11 protein-coding genes are annotated in these 16229 nt (G+C 65.4%); 8 read left to right on the forward strand and 3 right to left on the reverse strand.

Annotated features, from left to right (window positions below):
• Positions 1 to 32: 32 nt before the first annotated feature.
• The 4 genes from MRBLAR12_RS03520 to MRBLAR12_RS03535 are packed head-to-tail and all read left to right on the forward strand — an operon-like array spanning position 33 to position 7738.
• Complete coding sequence (locus tag MRBLAR12_RS03520; protein ID WP_229995417.1) at positions 33 to 3182, forward strand: efflux RND transporter permease subunit; 3150 nt, start codon at positions 33 to 35, stop codon at positions 3180 to 3182.
• Positions 3179 to 3637, forward strand: a complete 459-nt coding sequence (locus tag MRBLAR12_RS03525; protein ID WP_229995418.1) for a hypothetical protein — start codon at positions 3179 to 3181, stop codon at positions 3635 to 3637. Before MRBLAR12_RS03520 ends, MRBLAR12_RS03525 begins: the two co-directional genes overlap by 4 nt.
• Before the next feature lies 1 nt (position 3638).
• The gene (locus MRBLAR12_RS03530; protein WP_290369396.1) at positions 3639 to 6782 is read left to right on the forward strand and encodes an efflux RND transporter permease subunit; all 3144 of its coding nucleotides are present in this window, start codon (positions 3639 to 3641) and stop codon (positions 6780 to 6782) included.
• A gap of 29 nt (positions 6783 to 6811) precedes the next feature.
• Positions 6812 to 7738: a hypothetical protein gene (locus MRBLAR12_RS03535; RefSeq protein WP_364743537.1), complete on the forward strand. Its 927-nt coding sequence runs from the start codon at positions 6812 to 6814 to the stop codon at positions 7736 to 7738.
• A 107-nt stretch (positions 7739 to 7845) separates the two neighbouring features.
• On the opposite strand, the gene glpK is transcribed toward MRBLAR12_RS03535, so the two are convergent.
• The 3 genes from glpK to MRBLAR12_RS03550 all read right to left on the reverse strand — a co-directional run bounded on the left by glpK (position 7846) and on the right by MRBLAR12_RS03550 (position 12101).
• Positions 7846 to 9360 (reverse strand): glycerol kinase GlpK, encoded by a 1515-nt coding sequence (glpK, locus tag MRBLAR12_RS03540; RefSeq protein WP_229995421.1) that lies wholly within the window; start codon positions 9358 to 9360, stop codon positions 7846 to 7848.
• A gap of 42 nt (positions 9361 to 9402) precedes the next feature.
• Positions 9403 to 10155 carry an MIP/aquaporin family protein gene (locus tag MRBLAR12_RS03545; RefSeq protein ID WP_229995422.1) on the reverse strand — a complete coding sequence of 251 codons (753 nt, stop codon included), beginning with the start codon at positions 10153 to 10155 and terminating at the stop codon, positions 9403 to 9405.
• Between the two features lie 158 nt (positions 10156 to 10313).
• Positions 10314 to 12101 carry a glycerol-3-phosphate dehydrogenase/oxidase gene (locus MRBLAR12_RS03550; protein WP_414645450.1) on the reverse strand — a complete coding sequence of 596 codons (1788 nt, stop codon included), beginning with the start codon at positions 12099 to 12101 and terminating at the stop codon, positions 10314 to 10316.
• Positions 12102 to 12224: 123 nt separating this feature from the next.
• Between MRBLAR12_RS03550 and MRBLAR12_RS03555 the strand changes: the two genes are divergently transcribed.
• From MRBLAR12_RS03555 to MRBLAR12_RS03570, 4 genes are all read left to right on the forward strand, one after another.
• Positions 12225 to 13187, forward strand: coding sequence for a sugar-binding transcriptional regulator (locus tag MRBLAR12_RS03555; protein WP_229995423.1), 963 nt, complete (start codon positions 12225 to 12227; stop codon positions 13185 to 13187).
• Positions 13188 to 13270: 83 nt separating this feature from the next.
• The gene (locus MRBLAR12_RS03560) at positions 13271 to 14140 is read left to right on the forward strand and encodes an aldo/keto reductase (RefSeq protein WP_364743538.1); all 870 of its coding nucleotides are present in this window, start codon (positions 13271 to 13273) and stop codon (positions 14138 to 14140) included.
• An 11-nt stretch (positions 14141 to 14151) separates the two neighbouring features.
• The gene (locus MRBLAR12_RS03565; RefSeq protein ID WP_364743539.1) at positions 14152 to 15078 is read left to right on the forward strand and encodes an alpha/beta fold hydrolase; all 927 of its coding nucleotides are present in this window, start codon (positions 14152 to 14154) and stop codon (positions 15076 to 15078) included.
• Positions 15075 to 16166 (forward strand): glycosyltransferase family 4 protein, encoded by a 1092-nt coding sequence (locus tag MRBLAR12_RS03570; RefSeq protein ID WP_364743541.1) that lies wholly within the window; start codon positions 15075 to 15077, stop codon positions 16164 to 16166. The genes MRBLAR12_RS03565 and MRBLAR12_RS03570 overlap by 4 nt, the downstream gene beginning before the upstream one ends.
• The last annotated feature ends 63 nt before the right edge of the window (positions 16167 to 16229 follow it).

Here is a 16229-nt window from a genome sequence, read left to right on the forward strand (position 1 = left end):
TAGCCATGTTCGGCTGGATCACCCGTTTCAGTATGCAGTTCCGTATCCTGGTTCTCGCCTTGGCCGCCGGACTCATTGCCTTCGGGGTAGTGAACGTCCCCAATGTCGCCATCGACAGCATGCCCGAGTTTGCTCCCGCGCACGTCGAGATCCAGACAGAGGCCTTGGGCCTCTCAGCTGCTGAAGTCGAACAGCTCATCACCGCTCCGATGGAAGCCGACCTCCTTAACGGGGTGGCGTGGCTCGATGAAATCCGGTCCAAGTCCGTTCCCGGCCTTTCCTCCATCGAGCTCGTGTTCGAGCCGGGCACCGACCTTCTGCGCGCGCGCCAGCTCGTGGCCGAACGCATGACCCAGGCCCACGCACTGCCGAACGTCTCGGCGCCGCCACTGATCATGCAGCCTCTGTCGTCAACCAGCCGCGTCCTCATGGTCCGGATGAACTCCAAGGAGCTCTCAGGGATCGAAATGTCGGTCCTGGCCCGGTGGAAGATCAAGCCACGGCTGATCGGCATTCCCGGTGTCGCCAACGTTTCCATTTGGGGACAGCGCGAGCAGCAGCTCCAGGTCGAGGTGACCCCCACGCAAATGCGCGACAAGGGGATCACGCTCGAACAGATCATCAAGACCACAGGCAACGCAGTCTGGGTGTCGCCGCTTAGCTTCCTTGAGGCGTCAACCCCCGGCACGGGCGGGTTCGTGGAGTCGCCGAGCCAGCGTCTGGGCATCCAGCACGTCTTGCCCATCCGAACGCCCGCGGACCTGGCCAAGGTCAGTGTCGAGGACGCCCAACCTCCCATGCTCCTCGGTGACATTGCCCAGGTGAAGGAGGACCACCAGCCGCTGATCGGCGACGCCGTCGTCGGCCAGGATGCAGGCCTCCTGCTGGTCGTGGAGAAGTTCCCCGGAACCAGCGCACTGCAGGTCACCAAGGACATCGAAGCCGCCCTGAACGACATGCAGCCTGGGCTTTCCGGAGTCCAGATGGATACGTCCGTCTTCCGGCCCGCCTCGTTCCTGCAAGATGCCGTGGATGGACTCGGCGTGGCGCTGCTCGTGAGCCTCCTGATCGCCGTCCTGCTCTTCTGGGTCCTCTTCCGGTCCTGGCGTGTCGCGGTGATCGCCCTCGTGGCCATCACCACGACAGTCATGGCGGCAGGAGTGGTGCTCTACCTGCTCGACTCCACACTGAATATCTCGATCCTGGCCGGCATCATCCTGGGTGTCTCCGTGATTGTGGGTGACATCGTGGAGGACGTGCAGGCACAGCGGCGCCGGCCGTTGCGGACCACGGAGACGGAGACTGATGCCACCATCAGGTTCCGCATGGTCCAGCTTGTCCGCAGTGTCCGCACACCGCTGTTCCACGGGTCCCTCATCATGGCCCTTGCGCTCGTTCCGACGCTGTTCGTTACGGGAGTCGGCGGTGCGTTCTTCCAGCCGCTCTTCTGGTCCCTGGCGCTGGCGCTTGCCGCCTCAATGCTGGTGGGTTTGTCCGTGACACCGGTCTTGGCGTATCTCCTGCTTCCCGGTGAGAAACCCCGGCGGGCGGACTCGTCAACTGTTGCCCGGGCCAGGTCCTACTACAACCGGGCCCTCGAAGGCGGTCGCTCCCGCACCGCGCTCGGCATCGTCGCCGTCGCCGTCGTGGGACTGCTCGGACTGGCCGCCGCATCCCAGCTGGTCGGAAACCGGGCGGTCGTTCCCACTATTCCGGACCGGACGCTCCTGGTGCAGTGGGACTCGATGGCAGGCACGTCCAATGACGAGGTCCGCCGGGTGGCGTCGAAGGCGTCCGATGAACTGCGGACCCTGCCGGGTGTTTCGGGAGTGGGCGGGCATATCGGCCGCGCCATTTCCTCCGACCAGGTTGTTGGGAACAGCTCCGCCGAACTCTGGGTATCCATCACACCGGACGCCAACTTCAGCGAAACGGAGCAGGCGGTCCGTGAGGTCGTCCAGGGCTACCCGGGCATTGCCCACAACGTGGTGAACTACTCCCAGCAGAAGATCGGGGAACAGCGCAGCAGCATGGATCCGGGATTCGCCGTCCGCGTTTACGGAACCGACTTGCCGGTCCTGCGCGAGAAAGCCGAAGAGGTCCGCAAGGCCATCGAAAAGGTCGACGGCGTGAAGAACCCGACGATCAATGCCAGCGCCATGACGCCCATCGTCGAAGTCGAGGTCAACCTCGAGGCGGCGCAAAAGGTCGGCATCAAACCCGGCGACGCACGGCGCGCCGCTGCCGCCCTGATGCAAGGCATCGTCGTCGGCAACCTCTTCGAACAGCAGAAGGTTTTTGAAGTGGTGGTGCGGGGCGCGGTGGGTGTCAGGGATGACCTGACCAGCATTCGTGAACTCCTGCTCGACACGCCAAGCGGCGGCCAGGTCCAGCTGGGCCAGATCGCCGACGTCCGGCTCGTTCCCAATGAAGTCGTGATCCTGCACGATGACACCTCGCGCCGGATCGACGTCGTGGCCGAGGTCAGCGGACGGCCGCTCGCGGATATCCAGCGCGATATCAACACGGCGATCGAGCAGATCCAGTTCCCACTGGAATACCACGCCGAAATCCCCACAAAGTACAGTGAGCAGCTCGCCGGGGACGCCCTGGTTCTGTGGATCGGCGCGGCCGCCCTCCTGGCAATCCTGCTCCTTCTCCAGACAGCCGTGCGGAGCTGGAAGCTGGCGCTTGCCGTCTTCCTTTCCCTGCCGGCCGCGCTGGCCGGGTCCGCCGTGGCAGCGTGGATCGCGGGAGGCGCCATCACGGTGCTGGCGCTCACGGCGTTTGCCGCGGTGCTGGCCGTCGCCGTCCGCAACGCGACGCTGCTCTCGGCCAGGACGGATGAGCTGTGGCGGGCTGCCCCGCACGAATCCCCTGACAAAGTCATCATGATGGCGGCCCGGGACCGGGTATCGCCCATCTTGAAGGCCGCCCTGATCACCATGGCGATCCTGATTCCGCCGGGATTCTTCGGCGGCGCCGTAGGCGAGGCCCTCCTGGGTCCAATGGCCCTGATCATTGTCAGCGGACTCATCACTACAACTCTCATCGGGATCTTCGTACTCCCCCTGCTCGCACTCTGGTTCGGGCCCAAGTCCGCCCCGGAAGAGTGGGCGGAAGTCTACGAGGCCGAAGTTCCCGTCCAGCCCGTTACGCAGGAAAAGGTGGAAGCAAAATGACCAGCCAACAGCCCCTGCGGCGCCTGCCCCTGGCGGCCGCTGTATGCGCAGCACTTCTGTTCGCGTTGCCCGCATGTGCCCAGACGACGGCGGCGGCCCCCGCCGTCGTCGCGGCCAACGAGCCCGCCAAGGTGGAGAAGAATGCCGCAACAGGCATCGCTAAACTGACCTTGACCGAAAAGGGAATCGAACGCCTCGACCTGAAAACCGAAACCGTTAAGGCCGGCACGGGGACCAACGTCGTCGTGCCCTACGCAGCCCTGCTCTATGACTCCAGCGGAAAAACCTGGGTGTACACCAACCCGGCCCCGCGGGTCTACCAGCGGCAGGCGGTCACTGTAGCCAAGGTGGAGGACGGATTGGTCACGGCCTCGGCTGGCCCCGCGGTCGGCACCACCATCGTGACGGTAGGCGCGGCTGAACTCTTCGGCGCTGAATTCGATACGGCGCACTGACATGCGCCGGATTGTCGCTGCAAGTCTGAGGTTCCGGTCGATCATCATTGCGATGGCGGCTGCCCTCATGATCGTGGGCGGCGCGCAACTCAGCAGTGCTTCGGTGGATGTTTTCCCGGAGTTTGCCCCGCCCCGTGTCGAGGTCCAGACCGCGTGTCTGGGACTCACCGCCTCCGAAGTCGAGGAACTCGTAACGGTCCCGATGGAGCAGGCCTTCAACGGCATCGACGGACTGGACCAGATGCGGTCCAAGTCTGTGTCGCAGCTGTCCGCCATTGTGATGGAGTTCAAGCCAGGAACCGATCTGCTCACCGCCAGGCAACTGGTGTCGGAGCGGATGGCAACGGTCATACCGACGTTGCCTACCTGGGCCGCGCCGCCGGTGATGCTCCAGCCGCTGTCCTCCACCAGCCGTGTCATGAAGATCGGGCTGTCCTCCGAGACCCGCTCCCTGATCGAGATGTCCATGGTTTCCTACTGGAATATCCGGGCGCACCTCCTGCGGGTGCCGGGCGTCGCGAACGTGGCGATCTGGGGCGAACGCCTTCAGATGCTGCAGGTCCAGGTTGATCCGGCCAAGCTGGCGGCCAACAACGTCACGCTGGAGAACGTCATGAACTCCACGTCCGACGCCCTGGACGCCGGCCTGCTCAAGTACTCCCCCGGCGCCTTGATCGGCACCGGCGGGGCGCTGGAAACGCCGAGCCAGAGCTTGACCATCAGGCACGTACAACCCATCACGTCCCCGGCGGACCTTGCCCAAGTGGCACTGGAGGAACGCGAGGGACTGCCTCCCCTGAAGCTCGCCGACGTGGCAACCGTCGTGGAGGACCACCAGCAACTGATCGGTGACGCGGTCATCAACGGCGGCCCCGGACTCATGCTGATTGTCGAAAAGCTGCCGTGGGGCAACACGCTCGAAGTCACGCGCGGGGTTGAGGAAGCGCTCAAGGAACTGCAGCCCGGCCTCACCGGGATCGCAGTCGACACAACCCTGTTCCGGCCCGCCTCGTTCATCGAGGAGTCCCTCGGCAACCTGAGCCTCGCGCTTTTGCTGGGCTGCTTCCTGGTGGTCCTGGTGCTGAGCGTCTTCCTGTTCCAATGGCGGACGGCGCTGGTCAGCGTGACGGCGATCCCGTTGTCGCTGATGGCAGCGGCCCTGGTGCTGTACTGGACCGGAGGCACTATTAATACGATGGTGCTTGCGGGATTGGTGATCGCCGTCGGGGTGGTGGTGGACGATGCCATCATCGACGTCGAGAACATCGTCAGGCGGCTCCGGCACCACCGCGCCAGCGGCGGAACCGAGAGTACCGCCCGTGTGGTCGTCAATGCTTCCCTGGAAGTTCGCGGCCCCATCGTTTACGCCACCTTGATTATCGTCGCCGCCACGGTGCCGATCTTCTTCCTGGACGGACTGACGGGCGCCTTCTTCCGCCCCCTGGCCACCTCCTACACCCTGGCCGTGATGGCGTCCATGCTGGTGGCCCTCACGGTCACGCCGGCCATGGCGTACATCTTCCTGCGCAATGCCAAGCTGGAAGATCGGGATCCGCCGGTGGTCCGGGTTCTCAAGCGCTGGTACGGCAAGGCTCTGCGGCCCATTGTAAAGCGGCCGCTCCCGGGCTATCTCGCGGTGGCGGCGCTCGGCGTCGTCGGTATCATAGCGGCACCGCTCCTGGGTCAGTCGCTGTTGCCGTCGTTCAAGGAACGCGACTTCCTCATGCACTGGGTCACCCAACCCGGCACGTCCAATGCCGAGGAAGTCCGCGTGAGCCAACTGGCCTGCCGGGAGCTGATGACCATCCCAGGCGTCAACAACTGCGGGTCCCACATCGGTCAGGCGTTCGCCGCCGATGAGGTGGTGGGCGTCAACTTTGGAGAGAACTGGATCAGCGTTGACCCCTCGGTCGATTATGACAAAACCCTGGCCTCCATCCAGCAGGTCGTGGACGGATACCCCGGCATCCACCGGGACGTCCAGACCTACCTCAAGGAACGTGTCCGCGAGGTGCTCACCGGCACCGGCTACTCGATCGTCGTCCGTGTATACGGCGATGACCTGGACACACTGAAGAAGCAGGCGGACAAGGTCAAGACGGTCCTCGCGGGCATCGAGGGGGCAATTGGAGCCAAAGTCGCCCTGCAGGTGAATGTTCCGCAGGTGGACGTCGAGGTGAACCTGGACGCCGCCAACCGCTATGGCCTGAAGCCCGGTGACGTCCGCCGTGCCGCAGCCACCCTGGTGTCCGGTGAGGAGGTCGGCGACGTCTATCGGGACGGCAAAGCCTACGACGTCCAGGTCTGGAGTCCTCCCGCGATCCGGACCAGCGTCACAAGCATCGAGAACCTCCCGCTGGACACTCCCAGCGGACAGAAGATCCGGGTGGCCGACGTCGCCAAGATCACGGTAAAGCCCACTCCCAACGTGATAGAGCGTTCGGAAGGGTCCCGCCGACTCGATGTCAGCGCCAACGTCAAGGAAGGCGATCTTGCCAAAGTCGTGGAGAAACTCGAATCCGACCTCAAGTCGGTTGAGTTCCCCACCGGTTACAGCGCGGACATCCTGGGCGAATACGCAGAGCGGCAGGCCGCCTCACAACGGCTCCTCCTCTTCGCCATCGGCGCCCTGGTTGTGGTGTTCCTCTTGCTCCAGGCGGCATTCCACAGCTGGCGGCTTGCCACCCTCGGCATCCTGACGCTGCCGGTAGCCCTGGTAGGCGGGGTGATCGCCGCGCACATGAGCGGCGGAATCCTGTCCCTTGGGTCGCTGGTCGGGTTCCTGACAGTGATGGGCATCGCCGCCCGCAACGGCATCCTGCTCATCAACCACTGCCAGCATCTGGAGCAGTTCGAGGGCGTGCCGTTCGGCCGGGACCTGGTCCTGCGCGGCGCTGCCGAACGCTTGTCTCCAATCCTGATGACCACACTCGCCACCGCACTCGCACTGGTGCCGCTGGTGATGTTGGGCAACCGGCCCGGCCATGAGATCGAGCACCCCATGGCCGTGGTGATTCTGGGCGGGCTGGTGACTTCGACACTCGTCAACCTGTTCGTCGTTCCATCGCTCTACCTTCGGTTCGCCAAGAAGGGTCCGGCACGCGAACGCGGGCCCCGCGAGCCGGAACCCGTACCAGCCGCCTAGCATCAACCACCTACTGAGAGGCCAGTCAGATGACTCCACGATCAAAGAGATTTACCGCCTACGGCTCCGCGCTCTTGCTGGTGGTGGCGTCACTGACCGCGGCCACCGCTGCATCGGCGGCCGCGCCGGCGGCCACCAGTTCTCAGGAACTGTGCGGCCCCGGCTCGGCGCTGTCCTTCAACCGCTCTGCCTTCCCGGCCAAGCCACTGATCAACAACCAGTGGCTGACGCTTAAGCCCGGCATGCAGTCCACCACCGTCGGCAAGGTAGTCTCCCCGGACGGAACGACCACCCGCAAGGTGGTCAGCACCGTCACGGGTCTGACCAAAGTGATCGACGGGGTCAAGACGATCGCGATTTGGGACCGGGACTACTCCGACGGCGTACTGGTGGAGTCCGAGCTCGCCTTCTTCGCCCAGACGACGAAGGGGACGGTCTGGCTCTTCGGCGAGTATCCGGAGGAGTACGAAAACGGCAAGCTTGTCGGCGCGCCCAGCACGTTCATCAGCGGCATCGACAAGGCCCAGGCCGGCATCGCGATGCAGGCCGAGCCGCACCGGAATACCCCTGCCTACGTCCAGGCCTACGCCCCCAGCGTGGACTTCCTGGACTGCGGTGACGTCAAGTACAAGCACCTGCGCGTGTGTGTCCCCACGGGCTGCTACAACGATGTCATGGTGATCGATGAGTTCAACCCGCTGGATCCGCCAAGCGCGGGCCACCAGCGCAAGTTCTACTCAGCCGGGACCGGGCTCATCAAAGTGACGGCCGTCGGCGGCGAGGACCAGGAGTTCATGGATCTGGTCAAAATCAGGAAGCTGAACACCACGGAACTGGCTCTCATCAACAAACGTGCCCTGGAGCTCGACAGCAGGGGCTACACAGTCAGTAAGGACGTCTACGCCAAGACGCCGCGTGCTGTCGTGACCACCACGTCAACGCGGCCCGTGTCCTGAGGGACGAGGCGGACGCGGGAAAGCGAAGAGCTCCGGCTAGGTTTCCCTGGCCGGAGCTCTTCATTGTCCGCCGAAGCCGTGCCCGGTCGGCGGGTCAGGGTGCGCCCCTACCGGACGTCGTCGTCAACCCAGTCCATGGACTTGGTGACGGCCTTCTTCCAGAGGCGCATCTGGCGTTCCCGCTCGGCCTGATCCATTTGCGGCTCCCACCGCTTGTCCTCGGCCCAGTTGGCCGAGCACTCGCCCAGGTCCTTCCAGAATCCGACCGCCAGGCCGGCCGCGTAGGCTGCGCCCAGCGCGGTCGTCTCGACCACCTTCGGACGAATGACCGGCACGCCGAGGATGTCCGCCTGGAACTGCATGAGGGCATCGTTGGCGACCATGCCGCCGTCGACCTTCAGCTCCGTCAGCGGGACGCCGGAGTCGGCGTTGACGGCGTCGAGGACCTCACGGGTCTGGAAGGCGGTGGCCTCCAGCGCCGCGCGGGCGATATGGGCCTTGGTAACAAATCGGGTCAGGCCCACAATGGTGCCGCGGGCGTCCGAGCGCCAGTACGGCGCAAAGAGGCCGGAGAACGCCGGCACAATGTACACGCCGCCGTTGTCCTCAACCGAGGCCGCGAGGGTCTCGACCTCCGGGGCGCTGCTGATCATGCCGAGGTTGTCCCGCAGCCACTGGATCAAGGAACCGGTGACGGCAATGGAGCCCTCCAGCGCGTAGTGCGGCGCCGCGTCGCCGAGCTTGTAGCCGACGGTGGTCAGCAGCCCGTTCTTGGAATGGATAATCTCCTCGGCCGTGTTGAAGATCAGGAAGCAGCCCGTGCCGTAGGTGTTCTTGGCTTCCCCGGCATCGAACGCCGCCTGCCCGAACGTGGCCGCCTGCTGGTCGCCCAGGATGCCGGCCACAGGAACCTCGCGCAGCAACTGGGAGGTGTGCACCGTGCCGTAGACCTCGGAGGAGGACTTGATAGCCGGCATCATGGAGGCCGGGACGCCGAACGCGTCCAGAATCTCCTGGTCCCATGACAGCGTCTCAAGGTCCATGAACATGGTCCGTGAGGCGTTGGTCACGTCGGTGACGTGCACTCCGCCGTCGGTCCCGCCGGTCAGGTTCCAGAGCACCCAGCAGTCGGTGTTGCCGAAGACGAGGTCGCCGGCCTCCGCCTTGGCCCGGGCACCATCGACGTTGTCAAGGATCCACTTGATCTTGGTGCCCGAGAAGTAGGTCGCCAGTGGCAGGCCCACCTTCTGCTTGAAGCGTTCTACGCCGCCGTCCTTCGCGAGTTCGTCCACGATCGGCTGGGTGCGGGTGTCCTGCCACACGATGGCGTTGTAGATCGCCTCGCCGGTGGTCTTGTCCCACACCACCGCCGTTTCGCGCTGGTTGGTGATGCCGACGGCGGCGATGTCGTGCCGGGTCAGGTTCGCCTTGGACAGGGCCGAGCCGATCACTTCGCGGGTGTTGTTCCAGATTTCAGCGGGGTTGTGCTCCACCCAGCCGGGCTGGGGGAAGATCTGCTCATGCTCCATCTGGCCGGAGGAGACGATGCTGCCGCTGTGGTCGAACACGATGGCTCGGGTGCTCGTGGTGCCCTGGTCGATGGCGACTACGTACTGGTTCATATTGACGTCCTTGTCTTTTTAGCGTGGCAGTTGAACTAATGGTTAGAGCGGGAGTACAGGGGGGATGATCGGCACGACGGCTGCCACAAGTCCGGCAAGGCCTCCACCGATCAGGGGTCCCACGACCGGGATCCAGGAGTAGCTCCAGTCGGAGGACCCCTTGCCCTTGATGGGGAGCAGGGCGTGCGCAACGCGGGGGCCCAGGTCACGAGCCGGGTTGATGGCGTACCCGGTGGGACCACCGAGGGAAACACCGATGCCGACAACCAGCAGGGCGACCGCCAGCGGGCCGAGCCCGGAAGGTGTCCCGCCGAAGGTCAGGATGACGAACACGAGGACAAAGGTGCCGATGATCTCGGTGGCCAGGTTCCACGGATAGGAGCGGATCGCGGGGCCGGTGGAGAAAACGGCCAGCTTGCCGGCGGGCTCGGACTCGACGTCAAAGTGCTGCCGGTAGGCCACCCACATGACGACGGCACCCAGGAAGGCACCGGTCAGTTCACCGCCGAAGTACGTCAGGGTCGAGGCGAAGTCAACCGGAACGCCGGGAGCGTACAACCTCTTGCCGTTGAGCAGCAGACCAAGGGTGACCGCGGGGTTCAGGTGCGCACCTGAGATGGAAGCAACATAGACACCGGAGAAGACGGCAAGGCCCCACCCCCAGGTCACCATCAGGAACCCGCCGTTGTTGCCCTTGGTGCTTTTGAGCACAACGTTGGCCACAACGCCGCAACCCAGCAGGGTCAGCATTGCGGTTCCGAATACTTCGGACAGGAATACTATTCCAAGAGACATCTTTGACTCCTCTATTTTCTGTTGTCGGCCCTTCGCGAGTTTGAATGGCCGTGGAGCCGGCAGCATGTTGGTGCTGCCGACCAGCCACTGCGCCGGCCGCCGGGGCGGACCGCGCAGTGCTTGCACCCGGGCTTCCCTGCCCGGGCACGCAAGCTGTATCAGGCGACCAGGCTGTGGACCTGGACGCGGTGGAACCGCTGAAGCACCTCCTGCGTGTGGCTGATCTCCTTGGCCCGGCGAGCCGCGTCCCAGCCGAGCGGGCCCGAAAGTATATCGGCAACTTCGTTCAGCAGTTCCCCGGTCACGAGTCCCCGGAAGGCCAACGAGGTGCGGCGGATGAGGACGTCCACGAGGTGTCCGACCTGCTCGTGCGCCGCCATGAACTCCAATTCACGCGTGCTGAGTTCGCGTGTTGAGTGCAGCAGCCTGTCCGGCGCACCTGCCCGGTCCGCATCCAGGAAACGGATGACTTCCTCGGCGCGGGTCCCGTAGCGGGTCAGCAGCCCGGTAACGCGGGCGGCGTCGCGGCCGGCCGACATGTGGGCCTTGATCCAGCGCTGGATGCCGTCCTCGCTGTCAGGGAACCCGGCGCCGCCGCCGATGGCGAGCTTCGCCGTCGAGACCTTCCGTTCCATGCCGAGTTCGGCCAGGACGTCGTTGCTCAGGTGCTCGGCGAGGGCCCGGAACGTGGTCCACTTGCCGCCCACGAGGCTGAGGACGGCCCCGCCCGCCGCCGCACGGCGTTCGATCCGGTAGTCCCGGCTGACGAACCCGGGCTGGGTGGCGTCATGCCTCGGAAGCGGGCGCACACCGGAGAACGTGTAGACAATCTGTTCCCGGTCCACGGGGATGCCCGGGAACACGTGGCCGATCAGGTCAAAGAAGTAGTCGATTTCCGCCTCGGTGCAGACGGCGTCCTGGGCCATGTCGGCGTCGACGTCGGTGGTGCCGACCAGGACGCGGTCCCCCATCGGATAGATCAGCACGATCCGGCCGTCGGTGTGTTCGAAGAAGATTTCCCGGCCGTTGCACGCCGCGAGCAGCTCCGGATGGTCCAGCACGATGTGCGAACCTTTGGTTCCGCCCATGAACGACGACGCCGCCCCCATCGCCTCGTTGGTCAGGTCGACCCAGGCGCCGGTGGTGTTCACGATGACGTCGGCGGTGAAATCGAACACTTCGCCGGTCAGCTCGTCGCACAGCTGGACTGTGGTGCCGGTTCCGGTTCCGCCCGTGGCGCTGGCGGTGCCGGTTCCGCCTGTGGCGCCTGTCGAGACGAGCGAGACGTAGTTGCTGGCCCGGGCCATGCCGCCGCCGGCCTTCTCACCGTCCTGGAGCACATCCAGGGTGAGGCGCTCGGGGTTGTGGACCGAGGCGTCAAAGTAGGTGGCCGCGTATTTGATCCCGGGGTGCAAGCGGGGCAGCTCGGCCAGGGCGCTCTTGCGTCCGCGGAACTGGTGGCGCGGAACCGTGCCGCCGTCGCGGGAGAAGAAGTCGTACATGCTCAGGCCGAGCTTGATCAGGAACGCTCCGCGCTCGGTGTGCTTGCCCTGCTTGTGGGTGAGGAAGCGCATCGGGGCGGCCAGGACTCCGGAGAAGGTGCTGAAGATCGGGATCGTGGTCTGCAGCGGTTTGACGTAGTGCGGTGCGATCCGCAGGAGCCTGTTGCGTTCGACCACGGACTCCTGGACGAGGCGGAACTCGCCGTTTTCGAGGTACCGGATGCCGCCGTGGATCATGTGGGAGGAGGCGCCGCTGGCTCCCTGGCAGTAATCGCCGCGCTCAACGAGCGCCACGTCGACGCCCTGCAGCGCCAGGTCACGGAACGTGCCCACCCCGTTGATGCCGCCGCCGATGATCAAAACCTGTGCGTGCCGCCGCGTCCGCAGCTTCTGCACCGAGGCGCGATCGTTCGCCGGTGTGCCGGCTGAGTCCTTCTGTCCCAAAACTGCTCCCTTGGGTTTGGTTCTGTGCGGCACGCCCGTGGCGCGGCGCCGTTCAACACTATTCTTTGGACTAATGGAAAATGGAGTCAAGCACTATGCACAAACGTGCAGACGGGAAATTTCATGACGCATTCACGCCAGTCCGACGCCCTCCGCGCGGCCCAGCTGTATTACCTCCAGGACCTGACCATGGACGCCATTGCCCGCGAGCTCCGGACGTCCCGGTCCACGGTTTCGCGGCTGTTGGCGGCGGCACGCGATTCGGGTCTGGTGCAGATCCAGATCCGCAGCCCGCTGGACACCGGGCCCGAACTCGAGGGAATGATTCGCGCCGAATACAAGGTGGATGTACATGTTGTTCCGGTGGTGGACACCCTCAATGAGGCGGAAACACTGGACCGGGTGGCCATGCAGGCCGCCCGGACGATCGGACCGCTGGTGGACTCCAACGCCATCATCGGCGTCGCGTGGGGCTCCACCCTGAGCGCCGTGAGCCGGCACCTGACCCGCAAGATCACCCACGACAGCGTGATCGTCCAGCTCAACGGCGCCGGCAACATGCAGACCACCGGCATCACCTACGCCTCCGACATCATGCGACGGTTCGGCAGCGCCTACGGTGCACGGGTGGAACAGTTTCCCGTGCCGGCCTTCTTCGACCACGCTGCGACCAAAACGGCCATGTGGAATGAGCGCAGTGTTCAGCGGATCCTGGAGCTGCAGGCCCGGATGAGCATCGCGATCTTTGGTGTCGGATCGGTCGACGCCGACTATCCCAGCCACGTCTACGCCGGCGGCTACCTCGATGAAGACGACTTGAGCGTCCTCGCGAACTCCGATGTGGTGGGTGATGTTGCCACGGTTTTCTTTCGCGCGGACGGGTCCTCGGACGGCATCACGCTCAACAAGCGGTCCACCGGCCCGGACCTGGCCCAGCTCCGCCAGGTGCGGCGCCGCATCTGCGTCGTGTCCGGAGCCTCCAAAATCAACGGGCTCCGGGGCGCCCTGGCGGCAGGACTGGCCACCGACCTGATCCTGGATGAGGCCAGCGCCCGCCGGCTCGTCCGCTTCGACGGACTGTCCTGAGCGGCCGCGGTGCACGGCGACCGATGCGGCCGCCGGCAGCCGCGGTCCGTCGCTCGCCAGCGCCAGTAGGTAAAGTCATTGTCATGAAACTCTCCTCCCAGCTGACCCTGAACAACGGCGTATTGATCGACCGGCTGGGATTCGGGCTGTACAAGGTCCCCCCGGCCGACGCCGCCAGCCTGGTGACCATGGCGGTCGAGGCCGGCTACCGGCACTTCGACACCGCCGCCATGTACGGCAACGAGACCGGCGTCGGCAAGGGAATCGGTGCCCTGTCCGGATTTGAGGGCACGGGCGGAGGCCCCGGGGAAACCGCACCCTACGTTTCCCGCCAGGACCTCTTCGTCACCACGAAGGTCTGGAACGACGACCACGGCTACGACGCCACGATGCGGGCGTTCGACACCTCCATCTCCAACCTCGGTCTGGAATACATCGACCTCTACCTGATCCATTGGCCGTGCGCGCGCCGTGGCCTGTTCCCGGAAACATACCGGGCCCTGGAGACGCTGTACCGCGAGGGCAAGGTCCGTGCAATCGGCGTCTCCAACTTCCAGCCGCAGCATCTGGACCGGCTCCTGGAAACGGCGGAGGTGGTACCCGCCGTGAACCAGATCGAGCTTCATCCCTGGCTGCAGCAGGACGAACTGCGGGAACAGCACGAGGTCCACGGCATCCGTACTGAGGCGTGGAGCCCCCTGGGCCGCGGCCAGGTGCTGAAGGACCCCGTGATCCTGGCCCTCGCCGCCGAACACGACCGCACCCCGGCGCAGATCATCCTCCGCTGGCACCTGCAACTTGGCAACATCGCCATCCCCAAGGCCAGCTCGTCCGGGCGGATCCGCGAAAACTTTGAGGTTTTCGACTTTGAGCTCACCCCGCTGGACATGTCGGAGATCGGCGGCCTCGAACGCGGTTTCCGGACCGGCTCCCACCCCGACAACGTCGCATAGGATTCGAACCAATGGAACAAGTGGATACCGGGTCCTCACGCACGCCCCTGTTCAGCGGCGGACTTGACGCCCGCACCCGTGCCGCGTCCGTCGAGGTTGACGGCGCCAGGATCGCGTACTGGGTCTACGAACCCGTCCGCGTCACCCCTGAGACCCGCACCATCCTGGTGGTACACGGTTTCCGCGGCGACCACCACGGCCTGCTCCGGGTAGCGGACCAGCTGACGGACATGCGCCTGATCATGCCGGACCTGCCGGGCTTCGGCAGCTCGGCAGCCTTCGAGGGGACCGGGCACAGCGTTCGTGCCTACGGCAGTTTCCTCGGCGATTTCATGGCCGCGCTGGGCCTGGGCGCGGATACGGTCCTGCTGGGACATTCATTCGGTTCGATCATCGCCAGCCACTTCGTGGCAGCCAATCCCGGCGCCGTGGCCGAACTGATCCTGGTCAATCCCATCGCGGCGCCCGCCCTTGAAGGGCCCAAGGGCCTGATGACGAAGCTTGCCGTGCTGTACTACGAGGCTGCGGCGCGCCTTCCCCAGCGGCCCGGACTGGCCCTGCTGCGCAGCCAGGCGATCGTGCGGGTGATGAGCGTGACCATGGCCAAGACCGGGGACAAGGACATCCGCCGGTTCGTGCACGCCCAGCACAGCGCCTACTTCTCTTCGTTCGCGGACCGGGACAGCCTGCTTGAGGCCTTCAAGGCCTCGGTCGGCAGCAACGTCACTGAGGTGGCCGGCGAACTGACGTTGCCCGTGCTGCTGATCGCGGGAGAGAAGGACGAGATCGCCATGCTGGCGGACCAGCACAAACTCGCGGCGCGGCTTCCGGACGGGAAGCTGGAAGTCATTCCCGGCGTCGGGCACCTGATCCACTACGAAACCCCTGAACCGGCAGCCCGCTACATCCGACGCTTCCTAAAGGACCACGCCGCATGAAGATTCTCATTGATGCCCGCTTCACCCGGCTGGACCAGCACGACGGCATCAGCCGCTACGGCGCCAGCCTGATCGCGGCGGCCGCCAAGATCGCCGACGTCTCGATGCTGATCAGCGACCCCCGCCAGCTCGCGCTCCTGCCCGATGTCCCGTACACCGTGATCAACAGCCCGCTGTCCCCGGCCGAGCTCTTCGTGGCCGCAAGGGTCAACAAGCTCGGCGCGGACGTGGTGGTGTGCCCCATGCAGACCATGGGCAGCTGGGGCCGGAAGTACGCCCTGGTGCTGACCCTGCACGACCTCATCTACTACGAGCACCCCACCCCTCCCGGGTTCCTGCCAGCCCCCGTCCGGATCCTGTGGCGCCTCTACCACAAGGCCTTCTGGCCCCAGCGGCTCCTGCTGAACAGGGCGGACATCGTGGCAACCATCAGCTCCACCACGGCGGCCCTGATATCGAAGTACCGGCTCACCCGGCGTCCCGTCAGGATTGTCGGCAACGCCCCCCAGGACCGCCACACACCGCGCGACCCCGGGGCGGGGGCCGACAAGACGCTGCTCTACATGGGTTCGTTCATGCCCTACAAGAACGTGGAAACCATGGTCCGCGGCATGGCGGAACTCCCGGACATGACCCTCCACCTGCTCAGCCGCATCACCCCGGAGCGGCGGGCCGAGCTCGAGGCCCTGGCCCCGCAGGGCGCAAACATCGTCTTCCACAACGGCGTGACCGACGCCGAGTACGAGGCCCTCCTGGCGCGCACCACCGCCCTGATCAGCCTGTCCCGGGCCGAGGGCTATGGCCTGCCGCTCGTCGAGGCCATGTCGCACGGCACGCCTGTGATCGCCAGCGACATCCCGATCTTCCGGGAAGTCGGCGACGACGCCGTCAGCTACGTGCATCCCGACTCGCCGTCGGAGTTTGCCGAGGCAGTGCGCGAGCTCGAAGACCCCGCACTGTGGAAGGCCCGTTCAAGCCGCTCAGTGGAGCGGGCCGGTGACTTCAGCTGGGACGAGTCGGCACGGCGGCTCGTGGCCGTCGCCGAAGAGGCCGTCGCGCTCCGGGGCCGCCCTCGCGACCGGAAATAGCCGGGACGGCTGTAAGTCGCCGGCGCGGAGGGCCACTCCGCGCCGCACCCGCATCGAGGCCGG

It is taken from the genome of Arthrobacter sp. LAR12-1-1.1 (assembly GCF_040676555.1).
Lineage (GTDB): Bacteria > Actinomycetota > Actinomycetes > Actinomycetales > Micrococcaceae > Arthrobacter.